The organism is Pelagibacterium halotolerans B2 (assembly GCF_000230555.1).
GTDB classification, from domain to species: Bacteria; Pseudomonadota; Alphaproteobacteria; order Rhizobiales; family Devosiaceae; genus Pelagibacterium; species Pelagibacterium halotolerans.
This window is the reverse complement of record NC_016078.1, coordinates 1,344,328-1,362,802: the sequence shown is the minus strand read 5'-3', so window position 1 is coordinate 1,362,802 and position 18,475 is coordinate 1,344,328. Positions and strand designations below refer to the sequence as shown.

General features: G+C 61.7%; 17 protein-coding genes. 7 read left to right on the top strand and 10 right to left on the bottom strand.

Features of this window, described 5'->3' with window-relative positions; all coding sequences use genetic code 11:
• Positions 1-128: 128 nt before the first annotated feature.
• From KKY_RS06670 to tpiA, 7 genes are all read right to left on the bottom strand, one after another.
• Positions 129-404 carry an FtsB family cell division protein gene (locus tag KKY_RS06670; protein WP_158308056.1) on the bottom strand — a complete coding sequence of 92 codons (276 nt, stop codon included), beginning with the start codon at positions 402-404 and terminating at the stop codon, positions 129-131.
• A 167-nt stretch (positions 405-571) separates the two neighbouring features.
• Entirely contained in the window at positions 572-1,846 is a 1,275-nt protein-coding gene (gene eno / locus KKY_RS06665) for a phosphopyruvate hydratase (RefSeq protein ID WP_014130552.1), read from the bottom strand.
• A gap of 145 nt (positions 1,847-1,991) precedes the next feature.
• On the bottom strand, positions 1,992-2,357 hold the full coding sequence (locus KKY_RS06660; protein WP_014130551.1) for a PRC-barrel domain-containing protein: 366 nt from the start codon (positions 2,355-2,357) through the stop codon (positions 1,992-1,994).
• A 66-nt stretch (positions 2,358-2,423) separates the two neighbouring features.
• Positions 2,424-2,612, bottom strand: a complete 189-nt coding sequence (locus tag KKY_RS19945; protein WP_014130550.1) for a DUF4169 family protein — start codon at positions 2,610-2,612, stop codon at positions 2,424-2,426.
• Positions 2,613-2,629: 17 nt separating this feature from the next.
• On the bottom strand, positions 2,630-4,255 hold the full coding sequence (locus tag KKY_RS06650) for a CTP synthase (RefSeq protein WP_014130549.1): 1,626 nt from the start codon (positions 4,253-4,255) through the stop codon (positions 2,630-2,632).
• A 113-nt stretch (positions 4,256-4,368) separates the two neighbouring features.
• Positions 4,369-4,908 (bottom strand): preprotein translocase subunit SecG, encoded by a 540-nt coding sequence (gene secG, locus KKY_RS06645; protein WP_014130548.1) that lies wholly within the window; start codon positions 4,906-4,908, stop codon positions 4,369-4,371.
• A gap of 245 nt (positions 4,909-5,153) precedes the next feature.
• A complete protein-coding gene (gene tpiA, locus KKY_RS06640) occupies positions 5,154-5,909 on the bottom strand; it encodes a triose-phosphate isomerase (protein ID WP_014130547.1) in 756 nt (251 codons plus the stop codon).
• A gap of 167 nt (positions 5,910-6,076) precedes the next feature.
• On the opposite strand from tpiA, the gene KKY_RS06635 reads away from it, so the two are divergent.
• The 7 genes from KKY_RS06635 (at position 6,077) to KKY_RS06595 (ending at position 15,023) form a co-directional block, all read left to right on the top strand.
• Positions 6,077-7,945, top strand: a complete 1,869-nt coding sequence (locus KKY_RS06635; protein WP_014130546.1) for a SurA N-terminal domain-containing protein — start codon at positions 6,077-6,079, stop codon at positions 7,943-7,945.
• A gap of 7 nt (positions 7,946-7,952) precedes the next feature.
• Positions 7,953-9,464: an anthranilate synthase component I gene (trpE, locus tag KKY_RS06630; protein WP_014130545.1), complete on the top strand. Its 1,512-nt coding sequence runs from the start codon at positions 7,953-7,955 to the stop codon at positions 9,462-9,464.
• Positions 9,465-10,061 carry an anthranilate synthase component II gene (locus KKY_RS06625; protein ID WP_014130544.1) on the top strand — a complete coding sequence of 199 codons (597 nt, stop codon included), beginning with the start codon at positions 9,465-9,467 and terminating at the stop codon, positions 10,059-10,061.
• 1,480 nt (positions 10,062-11,541) lie between these two features.
• Positions 11,542-12,555, top strand: a complete 1,014-nt coding sequence (trpD, locus tag KKY_RS06610) for an anthranilate phosphoribosyltransferase (RefSeq protein ID WP_014130543.1) — start codon at positions 11,542-11,544, stop codon at positions 12,553-12,555.
• Positions 12,552-13,349, top strand: coding sequence for an indole-3-glycerol phosphate synthase TrpC (gene trpC, locus KKY_RS06605; RefSeq protein WP_014130542.1), 798 nt, complete (start codon positions 12,552-12,554; stop codon positions 13,347-13,349). The genes trpD and trpC overlap by 4 nt, the downstream gene beginning before the upstream one ends.
• A gap of 1 nt (position 13,350) precedes the next feature.
• Entirely contained in the window at positions 13,351-13,836 is a 486-nt protein-coding gene (moaC, locus tag KKY_RS06600; protein WP_014130541.1) for a cyclic pyranopterin monophosphate synthase MoaC, read from the top strand.
• Positions 13,833-15,023 (top strand): molybdopterin molybdotransferase MoeA, encoded by a 1,191-nt coding sequence (locus KKY_RS06595; protein WP_014130540.1) that lies wholly within the window; start codon positions 13,833-13,835, stop codon positions 15,021-15,023. Before moaC ends, KKY_RS06595 begins: the two co-directional genes overlap by 4 nt.
• Position 15,024: 1 nt before the next feature.
• Here KKY_RS06595 and tcuB read toward each other — a convergent pair whose 3' ends face one another.
• From tcuB to KKY_RS06580, 3 genes are read right to left on the bottom strand one after another with little or no spacing between them, the layout of a single operon-like run.
• The gene (gene tcuB / locus KKY_RS06590) at positions 15,025-16,146 is read right to left on the bottom strand and encodes a tricarballylate utilization 4Fe-4S protein TcuB (protein WP_014130539.1); all 1,122 of its coding nucleotides are present in this window, start codon (positions 16,144-16,146) and stop codon (positions 15,025-15,027) included.
• Positions 16,136-17,548, bottom strand: coding sequence for an FAD-dependent tricarballylate dehydrogenase TcuA (gene tcuA / locus KKY_RS06585; protein WP_014130538.1), 1,413 nt, complete (start codon positions 17,546-17,548; stop codon positions 16,136-16,138). The genes tcuB and tcuA overlap by 11 nt, the downstream gene beginning before the upstream one ends.
• A gap of 3 nt (positions 17,549-17,551) precedes the next feature.
• Positions 17,552-18,454 (bottom strand): GntR family transcriptional regulator, encoded by a 903-nt coding sequence (locus KKY_RS06580; RefSeq protein WP_338090943.1) that lies wholly within the window; start codon positions 18,452-18,454, stop codon positions 17,552-17,554.
• Positions 18,455-18,475: the final 21 nt, after the last annotated feature.

The window sequence follows — 18,475 nt, the reverse complement described above, 5'->3', positions numbered from 1 at the left end:
AATAGCGCGCTCCGTGCCAGCCACAAAGCACAAGGATCAACCTTCCGGGACTAATATCTATCTGATTTGCAAAGCAAAAACCAGTTTAATCGATTTTCAGTTAAAATAGCAATTTAACCGAAAGGCGATTAAATCCCATCATCCGGCACGATGATGATATCGTCGGGATGCACGAGTCCGAGCAGAGCGCGTGCCCGCTCGGTCAGAATATCGGGGTCGAGCCTGCGCGGGTCGAACAGGGCGATGCGATGTTCGTAGGACTCGATTTCGGTTTCCAGCGCCGCGCGGCGCGCCTCCAATATGGTGATTTCGGCGAGCATTTCGCGCTGGCTGTCGATACCGAAGGCTCCGGTGACAACGTGATAGCCAAGATAGCCCTGAAACGCCAGCAAGCCTGCAGTCATGCTCAGCTTGAGAAGAATGGACGGGCGTTTGACGCGGGTGGGCATGGGCAGGAACGATACGCAGGAACCGGAGAGTCCGCTTATCGCATGGCTATGCTTAAAGACTGGTTTCCGGAGTCGGTGTGGGTCGCGGCCAAAAGGAAAGGGGCGCCGAAGCGCCCCTGTCGTTATCCCTTAAGGATCGAACGGCCGGCGTAGCGGCCGGAGGTGCCGAGGAATTCCTCGATACGGATCAACTGGTTGTATTTGGCCAACCGGTCCGAGCGGGCCAGAGAGCCGGTCTTGATCTGCCCGCAGTTGAGCGCGACGGCGAGGTCGGCAATTGTCGAATCCTCGGTCTCACCCGAACGGTGCGACATGACCGAAGTGTAGGACGCCTTGTGCGCGGTCTCGACGGCCTCGAGGGTTTCCGAAAGCGAGCCGATCTGGTTGACCTTGACGAGGATCGAATTGGCTACGCCCATGCGGATGCCCGAGGTCAGCCGCTCGGTGTTGGTGACGAACAGATCGTCGCCGACCAGTTGAACGTTTGACCCGATGGCCTCGGTCAGGGCCTTCCAGCCGTCCCAATCATCCTCAGCCATGCCGTCTTCGATGGAAATGATGGGGAAGCGGTTGGTCAGGTCCTGGAGGTAGCGGACCATCTCGTCCGACCCGAGCGTCTTGCCTTCGCCCTTGAGGTTGTAGCTGCCGTCCTTGAAGAACTCGGTCGAGGCGCAATCGAGGGCAAGATAGACGTCCTCGCCCGGCGCATAGCCTGCCTTCTCGATGGATTTCATGATGAAACCCAGGGCGTCTTCGGTGGAGCTGAGGTTGGGTGCAAAGCCGCCTTCGTCGCCAACGTTGGTATTGTGCCCCTCGGAGGCCAGGCCCTTTTTCAGCGTATGAAAGATTTCCGTGCCGATCCGGACGGCATCGGCGATCGAATCCGCGCCCACCGGCATGATCATGAATTCCTGGATATCGATCGGGTTGTCGGCATGCTCGCCGCCATTGATGATGTTCATCATCGGCACTGGCAGCAGGCGCGCGTTCGGCCCGCCTACATAGCGCCACAGCGGCAGAGCGCTGGATTCTGCGGCGGCGCGCGCCACGGCGAGCGACACGCCCAGAATGGCGTTAGCGCCCAGCTTGCCCTTGTTGGGTGTGCCGTCGAGCTCGATCATCGCCTGATCGATTGCGATCTGATCGAGCGCGTCGAGCCCTTCGATCTCGCTGGCGATCAGGGTGTTGACGTTATCGACGGCGTTAAGCACGCCCTTGCCGAGATAGGCTTCGCCGCCGTCGCGCAACTCCACAGCTTCATGCGCGCCGGTGGACGCGCCCGAGGGGACCGCGGCACGACCGAAGCTGCCGTCGTCGAGAACCACGTCGACTTCGACGGTCGGATTGCCGCGGCTGTCAAATATCTGACGGCCGATGACGTCAACAATTGCAGACATATAAGCGCCCTTCGTTTTCTGGGAAATGCCGGTTGTTGCCCTTCTAATAAAGGCGGCCCGGCTTAGGAAGGGCTTGGCACAAAAATAATGCGGCCCAATGACGGAGCATCGAGCCGCATAGGTCATCACTTATATTAGTCGCAAGCTAATGCCAGTATGGATCGACCTTGTAGTAGGAATAGGCTTCCTGGCGTGCGTGGAGTCCGTCATCCTTGGTCAATTCGGTGATGGTGTCGGCCGGCCCTGCTTCAAGTTCGTCGCGCGTAAACGGGACGACGTAGCCATCCTGGTCCTTGTCGTAATCGAGCGTGGCCCAGGGAAGAGCGTGATATTTCTCGCCCATTCCAAGGAAGCCACCGAAACCGACGACGGCAAACATGATGGCATTATCGGTCTTGTCGAGAACGATGTCCTCGACCTTTCCGATCTTCTTGCCATCGAGATTATAGACATCGGTGCCGACAGCGCGTGTGGCGCGAATGGCCGTGGTGTGTCCGGATGCAGTAGGCATGAGCAACCTCCGTTTTTGGGGTCTTTTGTTATGCGCGTGCACAACGCCCCCAAACCGATCGGGTTCCTACTGGTCGTTCTCGGATTGACGTTTGTGAAAATCGAGACGCTTTGCGTCGAGTTCAGCCTGTTTTTCAGACTTTTCGCGCTCGGCTTTGGTGCGGCCGAATTTGGCACGATTGGTGTCGGCTGCGCGCTCTTTTTCAGCGCGCAGCTTGTTCTTTCGGGCCTGACGGAGATTGACGATCTCAGCCATTGCCCGGCTCCCCTGCCTTAGACCAAACGGCTTTGTTCGACCGCCGCCGCGATGAATGAGCGGAACAAGGGGTGCGGTTCGAATGGGCGGGATTTGAGTTCGGGATGGTACTGGACGCCGATGAACCAGGGGTGGTCGGTGCGCTCGACGATTTCCGGCAAGGTTCCATCCGGCGAAAGTCCGGAAAACAGAAGACCGTTGGCCTCCAGCACCTTGCGGTAGGTCATGTTGACCTCGTAGCGATGCCGATGGCGCTCGGAAATCCGGTTGGTGCCATAGATATCGGCAACCCGGCTGCCGCGAACGAGCTGGGCCGGATAGGCGCCCAGCCGCATCGTGCCGCCCAGATCCTTGTCCGAGCCGGCCCGCTTTTCATTGTCCTTGACCCATTCGGTCATCAGCCCGACGACAGCTTCCTTGGTCGGACCGAATTCGGTCGAGGAGGCTTTCGGAATGTGCGCAGTATTGCGGGCCGCTTCGATGCAGGCCATCTGCATTCCGAAACAGATCCCGAAATAGGGAACATCGCGAATGCGGGCGAACCGAGCAGCGTTGATCTTGCCTTCAGAACCGCGCTCGCCAAAGCCGCCGGGCACGAGAATGCCATGGATGCCTTCGAGATAGGGCGCCGGATCGTCACGCTCGAACACCTCGGAATCGATCCATTCGAGGTTGACCTTGACGTTGTTGGCGATGCCGCCATGCGCCAGGGCCTCGGAAAGCGACTTATAGGCATCCTTGAGCCCGGTATATTTGCCCACGATGGCGATATTGACCGTGCCCTCGGGCTCGTGGACGCGGCGCGAAATCTCGCGCCAGCCATCGAGTTCAGGCGCCGGAGCGTCCTTTATGCCGAAGGCGGCCAGCACTTCGTCGTCCAGCCCTTCCTCATGGTAGGAGATCGGCACGTCGTAGATCGAGGCGACATCGAGCGCCTGGATAACGGCCGACGGACGGACGTTGCAGAACAGGGAAAGCTTGCGCTTTTCCCCTTCGGGGATCGGGCGGTCACAGCGGATCAGCAGAACATCGGGCTGGATGCCGATCGAGCGCAATTCCTTGACCGAGTGCTGGGTCGGCTTGGTCTTGAGTTCGCCCGCGCTGGGGATAAACGGCATCAGTGTCAGATGCACGAAGACAGCATCGCCGCGTGGCAGTTCATTGCCAAGCTGGCGGATGGCCTCGAGGAACGGCATGGCTTCGATATCGCCGACAGTGCCGCCGATTTCGCACAGAACGAAATCGAAATCGTCATTGTCGGAGGTGACGAAGGATTTGATCTCGTCGGTAACGTGCGGGATCACCTGAACCGTAGCGCCGAGATAGTCGCCGCGGCGCTCCTTGGCGAGAATATCGGAATAAATCCGTCCCGTCGTTACGTTGTCTTTCTGGTTGGCCGAGCGGCCCGTGAAGCGCTCGTAGTGACCCAGATCGAGGTCGGTTTCCGCGCCGTCGTCGGTCACGAACACTTCGCCGTGCTGATAGGGCGACATCGTGCCGGGATCGACATTGAGATAAGGGTCGAGCTTGCGCAGCCGAACCTTGTAGCCACGCGCCTGCAACACGGCGCCAAGCGCCGCCGAAGCAAGACCTTTTCCGAGCGAGGAGACCACGCCACCGGTGATGAAAACGTACCGAGCCATGGAATTTTACCTTACATAAGCCGCTTTCGATTCGAAGCGCGAAAATGATCGCGCCCACACAAAAAAGAAGGGGATGTCTCCATCCCCGTCCTTTGTATCCTATTCCGGCGCCACTAGTTGCCGGGGGTCGTCGTTTCCTCCGCCGGCGCTTCGTCGGCCGCGGCGGGTTCCTCTGGCATTGTCGACATCATCGACGAGCCGGGCTCGATCACCTCGGATTCACTGGTAGCCGGTGGTTCCTCGGTGGAGGCCGGAGCCTCTTCCTGGGGAACGGCCGGCACGGCAAGATCGTCGCCCGAGGTGGCGGGCTGGGAAGGCACAGCGAGATCGTCGTTCTCTGTTCCCAAAGCATCGAGAGCGTCGAGCACGGTCGCCGGAGTGCCGTCGGCATTCTGAGCGGCCTGGTCCAGGATCGAGGTCGAGCTGCGGTCGGTCTGGCTGATGATTGTAAGGCCGATTGCCGTGACCATGAACAGGGTGCCCAAAATGGCGGTCGTACGGGTAAGGAGGTTGGCCGACCCGCGCGAGGACATGAAATTGCCGCCACCGCCGCCGCCCATTCCGAGGCCGCCGCCTTCCGAACGCTGGAGCAGGATCACCACGATCATGGCGATCACGATCAACAGATAGGCGACAATGAGTACCGTGGCCATTTACGGTTCGTCCTTCAAAAATGCTCTCGCGCTCAAGCCGGGACATATGGGAAGCGAACCCTGGCAGCGCAATATCTTTCAGATGCGCGTGGTCCGTTCTTGCCCGGAAGGCTTAACGGCTCAAGCCCTGCCCCGACCGTCCGGCCGTCAAGCAAGGCTCTGCACAGGCATCGCGTTGGCGGGCGTTCTACACGCAAAGATCGGTATTGGCCAGCCCTCTGGAGCGACAGTTTCCCGTTCCGTTTTCAGGCGGCGACGATGATGGAAAAGAAGTCGTCCGCAAGCAGGCTCGCGCCGCCGACCAGAGCACCGTTGACCTCTGGCGTGCGCAGGATTTCTTCGGCGTTGGAAGGCTTTACCGAACCACCATAGAGCAGCAACGCACTCTCCCCTGCCGTGCCGAAACGCGCGACCAGCAGGTTGCGCATGTGGGCGTGCATATGGGCGATATCGTCAGTCGTTGGCGTCCGTCCGGTGCCGATGGCCCACACCGGCTCGTAGGCGATGATAATCGGCGTCTCGCCGAAGGCATCCGGCAGTGAAAGATCGATCTGCTCGCCAACCACCTGATTCGCGGTCCCTGCAAGACGCTCGGCCTCGGTTTCGCCGACGCAAATGATCGGGATAAGACCGGCAGCCAGCGCGGCTTTGGTCTTGTCCCTCACGATATCGCTCGTTTCGCCATGGTCGGCGCGGCGCTCGGAGTGACCAAGGATAACGTGGGACGCTCCGGCGTCGAGCAGCATGGAGGCGCTTATGTCTCCCGTGTGGGCTCCGCCGGGATCGGCGTGGCAGTCCTGCCCGCCGATGCGGATTGCGCTGCTCTGGGCTCTTCGGGCTGCTCTGTCGAGCAGCGTCGCCGGTGGGCATATGAGCACCTCGCTTTCGATATCGCCGGCTTCCTGGAGAAGGGTCTTGAGCCGTGCGATCTGCTCGAGCGCGGCGCCCGTCCCATGCATCTTCCAGTTTCCGGCAATCAATGGCCGCAATCGCTCTTGCATCCGAACCCCAACAACACCTTGCACGCACACGGAGAATGGCTTAACCGGGCGTCCTGAGTGCGGCTTGCAGGGCCCGATGGACCCTGTCTATTATGCGCGCGCTTCGAATGCCATAGGGCTGACCTACGACCAAAGGCTAGAGTCCGCCATCAACCGATCGGTACTAAATGCTCGACAATCTTCGCAATTTCGGCCGCAGCTGGGTCGCCAAAGTCTTCCTGGGTGTTTTGATCATCGCGGTCGCCGGGTTCGGCATTCCAAGCGTTTTTCTCGACCTCAACGCCAATACGGTGGCCCGGGTCGGGGACCAGAACATTTCGGTGCGCGATTTCGACCGGGTCTATCGCAGCCAGGTCAATCAATTCGCTGCGCAGACAGGCATGACTCCGAGCGCACAGCAGGCGGTGAGTTTCGGTATTCCCAATTCCGCCATCGCGCGGCTGGCAAATGACGCATCGATCGAAATCCTGGCCCGCGACCTCGGGCTCGGAGCATCTGACGCCAAGCTGGCCGAACTGGTGCGCGAGGATCCCAATTTTGCAGGCGCGCTGGGCTTGTTCGACGCCAGCGAGTTCGTCTCCATGCTGCGTCAGTCCGGCTACACCGAGACCGAATATCTCAACCTGCAGCGTAGCGCCGCCAGCCGTGAGCAGATCGGGTCGATCTTGACCGGCGCGAGCGTGCCGCAGGTGGCGCTCGATATCGCGCGTTCTTATGACGGCGACCAGCGCACCATCGAATATATCGAACTTAACCCTGTGCTGTTTTCGGTATCCGATGAGCCGAGTGAAGAGGAATTGCAGCAGTTCTTTACGGAGAACCAGGGCCGGTTCCGCACCGTGGAAACGCGGGTGGTGAGCCTTTTGCCATTGACCGTCGACGCGCTCGCTCAAGGCGTCGAGGTGACCGAAGAAGAAATCGCCGCCGAATACGAGCGAATTGCCCCGCAGTTCGTCGTTCCCGAGCGCCGGACCATCAGCCAGCTCGTTCTGCCCGATGCCGAGGCTGCGCAGCCGTTTATCGACGGCGCGGAAAGCGGTGCCTCGTTCGCCAGCGTGGTGTCGGAAGCCGGACTTCAGACCGAGGTGGCCTCGCTGGGCACGCTTGCGGAAAGCCAGATTACCGATGCCAACCTGGCGCAGGCCGCGTTCGGCCTCGAGCAGAATGGCTACGTGGTGCTTGAGGGCAGCAATGGCTATCGCGTTATCTGGGTAAGTGCGATCGAGGAGGGTGGCCAACAGCCGCTCGACGCGGTGCGCGATGAGGTGGCGCAGTCGGTGGCGGCGCGCAAGGCGCAGGATATGCTGTTCGACGTCTATGACGAAATCGAGGAGGCCCGTGCGGCGTTCCAGCCGATTTCCGAAGTCGCCGAACGGTACGGCCTTGAGATTTACGACCTCGATCTGACCTCCGACGGCGCTCAACTGGCTGACATTTCCACGCTTCCGGAAGGATCAACCCAGCCCATCGTCGACGCGGTTTTTAACGCTTCACCCGATGCGAGGGTCACACCGGCGATCAGCCTTGGCTCGAATCGTACCGTGTTCTTTGAACTGTCCGAGGTTCAGGCGGCCCGCGACCAGACACTCGACGAGGTCCGCGACGAGGTTGTTGCGGCCTGGCAGGAATTGCAGACCGATATGGAAATGACGCGCACCGCGGAAGATATCGTGGCCGCCATCGATAGCGGGAGCGATGTCTTCACCGTCGCCGCCGAACAGGGCCAGATTCCCCAGAGTTCTGCGCCTTTTACGCGCAATAGCGCCGGCGCGGCGATCGATCCCGATCTTGCCCAGGCGGCGTTCCAGGGGGGTGAGGGGTATGCCAATTATGTCTCGACCCAGGATGGTGATGTCGTTGTTTTTCAGGTGACCGACGTGACGCCGGCCGCGGCGGATGCGCCGTCGCAGGTTGCCGAGGCGCTGGAGGTGGATTTCCCCGACCTGATCTTTGCCAATTTCGTCGAAGGATTGCGCTCCGACGTTGGGATCAGGATCAACGAGGAAGCCCTCAATCGCGTGATCGGGCTCGAATAGGTTCGCCATGTCGGACGGCTATGACTTTGTTTCCTTTGCGGAAATTTACGATGCAGGCAAGGGACAGGTTCTCTATAAGCGCATCGTGGCCGACCTCGAAACGCCGATCGGCACCTATCTGAAACTGGCCGAAGGGCGGCGCTACAGCTTCCTTCTCGAATCGGTCGAGGGCGGTGCGGTGCGTGGTCGGTACTCGATGATCGGGCTCGATCCGGACCTGTTATGGAGGGTGCGGGACGGGGTTGCGGAGATCAACCGAGCGGCACAAACGGCCTCTGACGCCTATTGTACACTCGGTGCACTTCCCCTCGACGCCCTAAGGACACTGATCGCCGAAAGCCAGATCGACATGCCAAAGGAGTTGCCCGCCAACTCGGCGGGCGTGTTCGGGTATCTCGGTTACGACATGGTGCGGTTCATGGAAGAACTGCCCGACACGAACCCCGATACGATCGGGGTGCCGGACGCCATAATGATGCGGCCCTCGATTCTTGCCGTGTTCGACACGCTCAAGGATGAGTTGTTTCTGACAGCACCGGTCTATCCCCGCGAGGGCGTCACGGCCCGTCAGGCTTTCGAAGCGGCCAATGAGCGGATCGAGGACGCGATCTTGCGGCTGGAAAGGCCCCTGCCCCGCATTAGCGAAATTCCCGATCTGGCAAAGATCGAGATTAGCTCGAACACATTGCGCGAGGATTACTTTGCGATGGTGCGCGCGGCCCAGGACTACATAGCGGCCGGCGACATCTTTCAGGTGGTGCTCAGCCAGCGCTTTTCCGCCGACTTCACGCTGCCGCCAACTGCCTTGTACCGCGCGCTGCGGCGCACCAATCCCTCGCCCTACATGTATTTCCTCGATTTCGGCGATTTCGCCGTGGCGGGATCGAGCCCGGAAATTCTGGTCCGTGTCGATGAGGGCGAGGTGACGATCCGCCCGATTGCCGGAACGCGCAGGCGTGGCGCAACGCCCGAACAGGACAAGGAGATGGCCGAGGAGTTGCTGGCCGATCCCAAGGAATTGTCCGAGCACCTGATGCTGCTCGATCTGGGCCGCAACGATGTGGGGCGCGTGTCGCAGATCGGAACGGTCAAGGTCACCGACAAATATTTCCTCGAATATTATTCCCACGTCATGCACATCGTTTCCAACGTGGTGGGCAGGCTCGATCCCAAATTCGACAATATCGATGCGTTAGCCGCCGGCTTTCCGGCGGGCACGGTTTCGGGCGCGCCCAAAGTGCGCGCCATGGAAATCATCGATGAGCTCGAAGTGGCGCGGCGGGGGGTTTATGCCGGCTGCGTGGGCTATTTCGGGGCCGACGGGAGGATGGACACCTGCATCGTCCTGCGCACGGCGATCCTCAAGGACCAAAAGCTCTATGTGCAGGCCGGGGCCGGGATCGTCGCCGATTCCAAGCCCGAGCTTGAACAGCTCGAATGCGAGAACAAGGCAAAGGCTCTTTTCAGCGCCGCCGAGGAAGCGCTACGCTATGCCGGCCAGGCCAAGGTGGGTCAGTAGATGCGCGTCCTGATGATCGATAACTACGACAGCTTCACCTACAATCTCGTCCATTATATCGGCGAGTTGGGGGCCGAGGTCGATGTGGTGCGCAACGACAAGATCACGCTCGACGAGATCGCCGAAAAGGCACCGGACGCTATCGTGATTTCCCCCGGTCCCTGCACGCCCAATGAAGCGGGAATATGCCTGCCGCTGATCTCACGCTTTGCGGGTGAAATACCTCTGTTCGGGGTTTGTCTGGGGCTGCAATCGATGGGACAGGCTTTCGGCGGCGAGGTGGTGCGTGCGCCGCATCCCATGCATGGCAAGGTTTCCACCATTACCCATGACGGGCGCGGCGTGTTTCGCGGGCTCAACAAGCAGTTCGAGGCCACGCGCTATCACTCGCTGGTGGTGCGCGACGAAACGCTGCCCGGCGAATTGACGGTAACGGCGCGCTCCGATGACGGGCAGATCATGGGGCTCCAGCATCGCGTGCTGCCGGTGCATGGGGTGCAGTTCCATCCCGAGAGCATTTCCTCGGAAAACGGGCACGCCATTCTGCAGAACTTCTTGAACATCGCCCGCGATTTCAACGCCGACCGGGCCGCTTGAACGGCTTTCGCTGACCGGGAAAACCCCGCCCGCAGTCTTTCACCATCCTTCCCTCTCGCTTCCCCGGCGAACGCCCGGAGCGCTATGCGCGTTGCCGCTCGCTCAAGAGCATGGGCAAGGCTGCTGGGGGGCCGGATCATGTCCAATATAGCGATGGGATCTGGGCCACCTTTCCGGCTCCATCACCAGCACCAACCACACCCATCGTCATCCTCGGGCTCGACCCGGGGATCTGCAGGACGTCAGCAAACGCAGCAGAAGTGGTGTTCGCCGCCCCCTCATCGCACCCCGACTCCTTCACCGGCTGCCCGATGCAGCGGATCCCCGGGTCGAGCCCGAGGATGACGATGGAGAGGGGGAGGTGCCGGCGAGCAAGCCTCACCCTCCCTCGCTTCCCCGGCGAACGCCGGGGCCCATGAGCCTCTCTTCACGCACCGGAGGGTCGGCAAGGCTGCTGGGTCCCGGATCATGTCCAAGATAGCAATGGGGCTTGGGCCACCTTCTCGGCTCCATCACCAGACATTCACCCACCCCATCGTCATCCTCGGGCTTGACCCGGGGATCCGCTGCGTCGGGCAGCCGGTGAAGGGGTTGAGGAGCCGTGAGGCGCGAGGGGGCGCCACTTCTGCGCTGCACAACAGCAGCGTTGCGGATCCCCGGGTCAAGCCCGAGGATGACGCGGGGGAGGATGAGATGCTGGAGAGCAAGCCCTTACCCACCCAGCCGCAAAAAACTTTATCCCCGCCCCATCACCCCCATGCCATTCTCGCCTCACGGCCGCACCAGAGACGAGGATGCATACGAGCTTCCGGTGAGGGCAGGATGGAGAAAGGGGAAGCATGGGTCCGAGCCCAGGACCACATCGGAGTGTTTCCAGAAAAAGTGGTCGCCACTTTTTCGGTTCGGGAACACGACCGAAAAAGCTCTCCAGGCGCTCCGGAATGTCCGTTGGCCGATCCGGGTTCCATGCGGGTCGCCGCAGGGAAGGCCCAAACGTCACAAGCGCCGGACGGCGCGAACCGGCCGCCTGATCTCGGATGCGAGGCTGGCGCCATTTTGCTAACGCCGTCGTACCAGGGAAACCCGGAAGGGAGTTTGCAGCGGTTTGGCCTCTGGCCAAAGCTCAAGGTCCGGTGGACCTTGAGCAGCGCACAAACGCCTGGAGACCTATGGTCGGAGGGCCAACCCTAGCCTTCTGAAGGGCGACTAAGCCAAAAACCCCGGAGTGAGAAACGGTTCAGCAAAGCTGAATGAAAGGCTCCGGTGGAGCCTTTCAAGTGCCGAACGCCCAAAGCGCTATGCGCGACGGCGGGCGATGATCGCTTCATATTAAAACTAAATCATGCGGAGCGTTCATCGCCCCATGCCGTCTGACCAATTCGAAAGCCGAGGTCATTGGCCGTCGGACGCTTTTGCACGCCCACTTGCCCCTGCCCGTTGCCTGCGCTACTCCCAATGCCGGACAACGGAAGGGACGAACATGGACATCAAGGGCGCGCTGAACCGGATAGCCGATGGCAAGGATCTGACCGGCACGGAAATGCGCCAGGTGATGGACATCATCATGAGCGGCGAAGCAACGGCGTCCCAGACCGGTGCCTTCCTGATGGGCATGCGGGTAAAGGGCGAAACCGTTGGCGAGATCGCCGCTGCCGTTTCGATCATGCGCAACAAGATGGTGCCCGTCGAGGCGCCCGAAGATGCCATCGACATCGTGGGCACCGGCGGGGACGGCGCGGGAACGCTCAACATTTCGACCGGCGCATCCATCGTGGTGGCCGCTGCCGGGGTTCCGGTCGCAAAGCATGGCAACCGGGCGCTGTCGTCGAAATCGGGCTCGGCCGAAGCGCTGCAAAAGCTGGGCATCAGCCTCGATTTGTCCCCCGAGCGGATTTCGGCCTGCATACGCGAAGCGGGCATCGGGTTCATGTTTGCGCCCAACCATCACCCGGCCATGCGCCATGTGGGCCCTACCCGCGCTGAAATGGGGGTGCGGACCATGTTCAACCTGCTCGGGCCACAATCGAACCCGGCCGGAGTCAAACGCTACCTGCTCGGCGTGTTCGACAATGAATGGGTGGAGCCGGTGGCCGCAGCGCTGTTGGCCAATCAGGCGCAAGCGGCCTGGGTTGTCCATGGGGACAGCGGGCTGGATGAGCTTTCGACCACGGGGCCGTCCTTTGTTTCACAGATCAAGAACGGCAACCTGACATCCTTCGAGGTCACGCCCGAAGACGCCGGGCTGCCCCGCGCCAAGCTCGACGACATCGTCGGCGGCGATCCTGAACATAATGCGGGCGAGCTGCGCAAGCTGCTCGAGGGCGCCAAGGGCGCATATCGCGATATCGTGCTGCTCAACGCGGCAGCGGCCTTCATTATCGCCGACAAGGTGCGAACGCTGCCCGAGGGCGTGGCTATGGGCGCAGAAGCCATAGACAGCGGCAAGGCCAAGGCCACGCTCGACAAACTCATTGCCGTTTCGGGGGCACAATGACCGATATTCTGCGCAAGATCGAGGCCTATAAGCGCGAGGAAATCGCGGCGGCCAAATCGGCTGTGCCACTGGCCGAGTTGACCGCGATGGCGCGCGAGCAGGACGCGCCGCGCGGTTTTATCGCCGCGTTGAAGGCCAAGCGGGCCACCGGGAAATACGGGCTGATTGCCGAGGTCAAAAAGGCCAGTCCATCCAAAGGATTGATCCGACCCGATTTCGATCCGCCGGTTTTGGCCAAGGCCTATGAAGACGGTGGCGCGGCGTGCCTTTCGGTGCTAACCGATACGCCATCGTTTCAGGGGCGGCCGGAGTTCCTTGGCGCGGCGCGGTCGGCGACGGGACTTCCGGCGCTGCGCAAGGATTTTCTGTTCGAACCCTATCAGGTGGTGGAAGCGCGCGCCTGGGGGGCGGACTGCATTCTGATCATCATGGCATCGGTCGACGATGTTGCCGCTCGGACTTTGCTTGAAAGCGCTGCCGAGTGGGGTATGGACGCGCTCGTGGAAGTTCATGACGCTGAAGAAACCGAGCGTGCGCTGGCGCTGGGCGCCGATTTCATCGGCATCAACAATCGTAATCTGCGGACCTTCGAGGTGACGCTGGAAACCACCGTCGCTCTGGCCAAACTGGTGCCGGACGACAAGCTTCTGGTATCCGAGAGCGGCGTCTTTGCCCATGACGATATCAAATATCTCGAAGCCGAGGCTGGCGTCGGGTGCTTCCTGGTCGGGGAGAGCCTGATGCGGCAGTCCGATGTGGCGGCGGCGACCCGTACGCTGTTGATGGGAGCCTGAGATGGCGCGCGAACTGACCCATCTCGACGAGACGGGCGCGGCGCGGATCGTCGACATCTCGGGCAAGGACGAAACCGTGCGGCGCGCCGTGGCCGGTGCCGTGCTGCACGCCACGGTCGAGATCGTCGAGGCGATTTTCGGGGGCACGCTCAAGAAGGGCGACGCCATTGCCGTGGCACGGGTGGCCGGGATCATGGCAGCCAAGAAAACCTCCGCGCTGATCCCGCTTTGCCACCCCATTCCGGTGACGAAAATCGGCGTTGAGATCGAGCGCGGGGAGGCGCCCGGCACGATCGCGATTTCCGCGACTGTCGAGACTGTGGGGCGGACCGGGGTCGAGATGGAGGCGCTGACCGCAGCATCCGTCGCAGCGCTCACGCTTTACGACATGGCCAAGGCGCTGGACAAATCCATGACCATTTCGGGCATCCAGCTCATCGAAAAAAGCGGCGGGAAGTCAGGCGATTTCAAACGGGTGCCCGGTTGATTTCGGTCGATGAGGCGCTGGAGCGGATTCTGAAATCCGTGCGTCCGCTTGGCAGCGAGCGGGTTGCTCTCGCCGAATCGGCGGGACGTGTGCTGGCCGAAGACCTCCGCGCGAAGTTGTTCAACCCCGCATTCAATGTCAGCGCCATGGATGGATATGCTGTGCGGGCCGAAGACGTGCGGCCGGGTGTAACGCTGAGAATGGTTGGCGCATCGCAGGCGGGGGCCGGATTTGACGGGACCGTCGGGCCTGGCCAATGCACGCGGATCTTTACCGGTGCGCCGGTGCCCGCCGGAGCCGATGCGGTCATCATGCAGGAGGAAACGCGGGCCGAGGGCAATGCGATCACTTTCGATTGCGACGTCGCGCCGGGACGCAGCGTACGGTTTCGGGGCGAGGATTTTGCACAAGGCGACGTGCTGATTGCGACGGGGGCTGTGCTCGATCCGCGCAAGATTGCGCTGGCGGCGGCGGGCAATGTGGCAAGACTTTCCATCTCGGCGCGTCCGCGGGTGGCGCTGCTGGCGACGGGGGATGAGCTGGTAGCGCCGGGGGGCGTGGTTGGGCCCGATCAGATCGTTGCGTCCAATTCGGTTGGATTGGCCGCGTTTTTTTCCGGGCACGGGGCGCAGGTGCGCGATCTGGGAATCGTTGCCGACGACAGGGATGTGTTGGGCGATGCGTTGGCTCGGGCGTTGGCCGACGGGCCCGATATTTTGCTCACCACGGGCGGAGCCAGCGTGGGCGAGCATGATTTCGTGCAGGACATGCTAAAAGCCAATGGCGTCGATATCGATTTCTGGCGCATCGCCATGCGACCGGGCAAGCCACTGATGTTCGGGCGCAAGGGCAAGACGGTGGTGTTTGGTTTGCCGGGCAATCCGGTTTCGGCGCTGGTGACGGCGCGGATTTTCGTTCTGCCGGCGCTACAAAAAATGATGGGCGGCGCCCTGCCCGCTCCGCTTTATCTGCCGCTGGCGGACGCGCTGCCGCCCAACGGGCCGCGCCGGCATTTCATGCGCGGGCGGCTGGTGAGTGATGCGGAGCAAGGAACGAGGGTCGCACCGATCCGGCAGACCGACAGCGGACACTTATCCTCGCTGGCGGCGGCCGATGTATTGATCGTGCAGGACGAGAATTGTCCCGGAAAGGTGCGCGGCGATCTTGTCGCCGCGCATTTGTTCTGAGTTAGCCCTGCCGCGTCTGGGCATCTCTCACGAGCGCTGCCAGACGGAACGGGACGTGGACCATCTTGGTGTAGGGCAGCGTGAGATACAGCGCTAAGACGGCGCCCAGATGGGCGATCAGCAGCGGGCGTACGGCGACCGTGCCGGTTGCCCAATAGAGCGCAAGGCCGGTGGCGGCGGTTGCGGTCAGCAGCACGACGAAGGCCATTTCACCTCCCCAAACCGCCGGAGCGCCCAGGTTCTTTTCGGCGCGCAGTTTCAGCGCGATCAGTCCAATGCCACCCAGCGTCATAAGGATGCCGCCGGGAACGCCGAACAGTTTGGGCAGCGAGAACGGGCCATAAGGCGCTTCCATGCCGAACCCATAGTGCAGGACAGTGCCGGACGCGGTCGCGGCAAAGCAGAGAACGAAGCCCCACATCACCCCCTGATGCGCCCAGCGGCGGGCCATTGTGTAGCGGTCTTCGTTTTCGTAGTTGCAGCCCTCGGCGGCGCCGCCCGAGAGGTTCTTGAGCTTTCCGGCGTCGACCAGCGCATCGTGCAGGTGCCTGATGGTGACGCGCTCACCGCCGACATGGTGCCAGTAGCGCCAGACGCCAATGGCGATCAGAGCCAGCGGCAGGAACGAGGTGACGGTGAAGAGCGTCGCCATGACGGTGTGAGAGATGACGGCATAAAAGCCCTCTCCGCTTTCCGGCCGAATGGCGTAGGCGATCATCAGGATAAAGGCGATGCCGGCGGCCAGGGCGCCGGCCAAGGCCATGCCGCTTTTCTGAAAAAGTGCCGCCAACCCGTTGGGCCAGATAAATTTTTCCCAGCTTTCAACGCGGACCTCGGCAAGGGCGCGGGGGAGGTTGAGGTTGAATTCGTGGGGCTCGGTGTACTGGCAGGCGTAGTAGCACCCCCGGCAGTTGTGGCAGAGATTGGCCAATTGGGTGACTTCGCCATCGGAGAAGGCGCGATGGAGGGTCATGGCGGGAAAGACCGAGCAATAGCCTTCGCAATAGCGGCAGGCATTGCAGATCTCGAGCTGGCGGCGGGCCTCGTTGATGGCCGCGTCCTCGCCGGTATCGTAATCGACGGCGGTGCGGTCGGAGAGCGTTCCCAGAGCATCAATTGACATGAGCGGCGGCCTCCTTGCCGGCTGTGCGTCCGAAGACGGTTCCGATGGTCATGCCGAAACCGGCGAGATAGCCCTGCCCGAGGATCGAGCCGGCCATGATTTCTCCGGCGGCCCAGACGTTGGCGTAGCGGCCATTGGCGCCGCTGACGCGGGCGGTATCGTCGACCTTGAGGCCGAGATAGGTGAAGGTAACGCCAGGGCGCAGCGAATAGCCGTAATAGGGCGGCGTATCGAGCGGGCGGGCCCAGTTGGTCTTGGCAGGCTCGATGCCTTCGGTGGCGAGGCCATCGAGTTCGGTGGCGTGGAAAGTTCCGGGACGGCACGCTGCGTTGAATTCGGCGACCGTCTTTTCGACGGTCTCGACCGGCAGATCCATTTTCTGGGCGAGTTCGGCAATGGAATCGGCCTTGATGGCGGGGAAGACCGAAGGCATGAACAGGTTGGAGCTCTTGGCGTCGATCAGAGCATAGGCCACCTGTTCGGGCTGGGCGGCGACGAGCCGTCCCCAGATGGCGTAGCGTTTGGGCCAGACGTCCTCGCCTTCGTTGTAGAAGCGTTGGCCGTCCTTGTTGACGACGACCGAGAACGGTACGCAATCGAGGCGCGTGACGATGCCGCCGTCATATTTTGGGGCGCGGCCGTCGATGGCGACGGCGTGACATTGGGTGGGATCGCCAACGCTTTGCGCACCGGTATCGAGCATGTCCTTGAGCACTTCGCCGCGATTGTAGGGCGTGCCGCGAATGAGGAAGTTTCTGGCGGCAGGGCCCCAGGCGCGGGCCAGCCATTCGAGATCGGCCTGGAAACCGCCCGAGGCGAGGACCACCGCCCTGCCCGCGATTTCGAGGTCCTTGCCGTCGATGGTGACGCGCAGCGATTCGAAAATGTCGTTTTCGATGGTGATATGGGAGACCTTGGCCTCATAGCGGATTGTGACACCCAGATCGGTGGCGGTGTTGTAATAGGCGTTGACCAGCGCCTTGCCGCCGCCAAGGAAAAAGGCGTTGGTGCGCGACAGCGAAAGCGTGCCCGAGAGCGAGGGCTGGAAGCGTACGCCGTGCTTTTCCATCCATGGCAGACAGGTTTCGGAGGTGCGGATGGCCATGCGCGCCAGATATTCGTCGGTCTTACCCTTGGTGACCAGCATCAGATCGTTTAAATATTCGTCTTCCTCATAGGCGTCGGTCAGAACGGACAGTGGGCCCTGATGCATGCAGCGGAAATTGCGGGTGTGGCGCGAATTGCCGCCGCGATAGGGTTTGGGGGCGCCTTCGAGCAACAAAACGCGGGCGCCGGTTTCGGCTGCCTCGATCGAAGCACAAAGCGCGGCATTGCCGCCTCCGACCACGATCACGTCCCATAATGTCCCGGTCAGCGTGGCCTGTGAGGCAGCCTCGCCCATAGTCTATTCCTCCTCGTTATGGGTCGGTCGTTCGCGAAACTGGCGCAGGCGCGAGCGGTGCGCGGCGAGCATGTGCTCGCGCATGGCCGCTTCGGCCCCTGACTCGTCGCGATTGCGCATCGCGACAAGCAGATTGGTGTGCTCTTCGATGGCCTGAGCGGCACGGCCCGTTTCTTCCATGGTGGAGGGGCCGAGAATGAGCATGGTTTTTTGCAGCGCGCGCATTGAATGGCCGAGATAGCGGTTGCGGGCGGCATCGAAGATCACGCGATGAAACTGACGATTGAGTTCGTAGAGACGCGCACCATCGGCCTGCGCTGCACCCATTTCCGCGTTGATCGCTTCCATTTCCGAAAGCTCGACGTCCGACGCGGTACGGGCCGCCAGTCGGGCGGCCGTCGTTTCGAGCACGACGCGCATTTCATAGAGTTCAGTGACTTCGGAATAGTCGAGCTTGCGAATCGCGGCTCCAGAACGCGGCACATGCGTAACGAGCCCATCGGCTTCGAGACGGCGGATTGCCTCACGCACGGGAGTTCGGGAAATGCCGAGCCGGGAGGCAAGTTCGGTTTCCAGCAGACGCTCGCCCGGCATGAGGGTCCCCGCGCGAATTTCCGCAATCAGGCGCTGATAGGCGTCCTGCCCCTGAGGAATTTCGATGCGACGTTCGGAAGTAGCCATTTCCGCTCCTTTGTATCCAGTTGCATACAACAAGCTTGCGAGCGTGCGCAAGCCCCGGCACCGATCCGATGCTGAGGCAGTACTGCCTGAAATGGGGACTGCCGATTGGGCAACGCTGCCGGACCCCGGAAACAAGTCCCGGGGTGCCAATTGTCGGGCCCGGCGCAGCGCGGGGAGAGCAAACGGCGGGTTCCCCTTCTGGCGCTGGCGGGTACTGGGTCCCAGGTCTTCGCCGGGGACGACGAA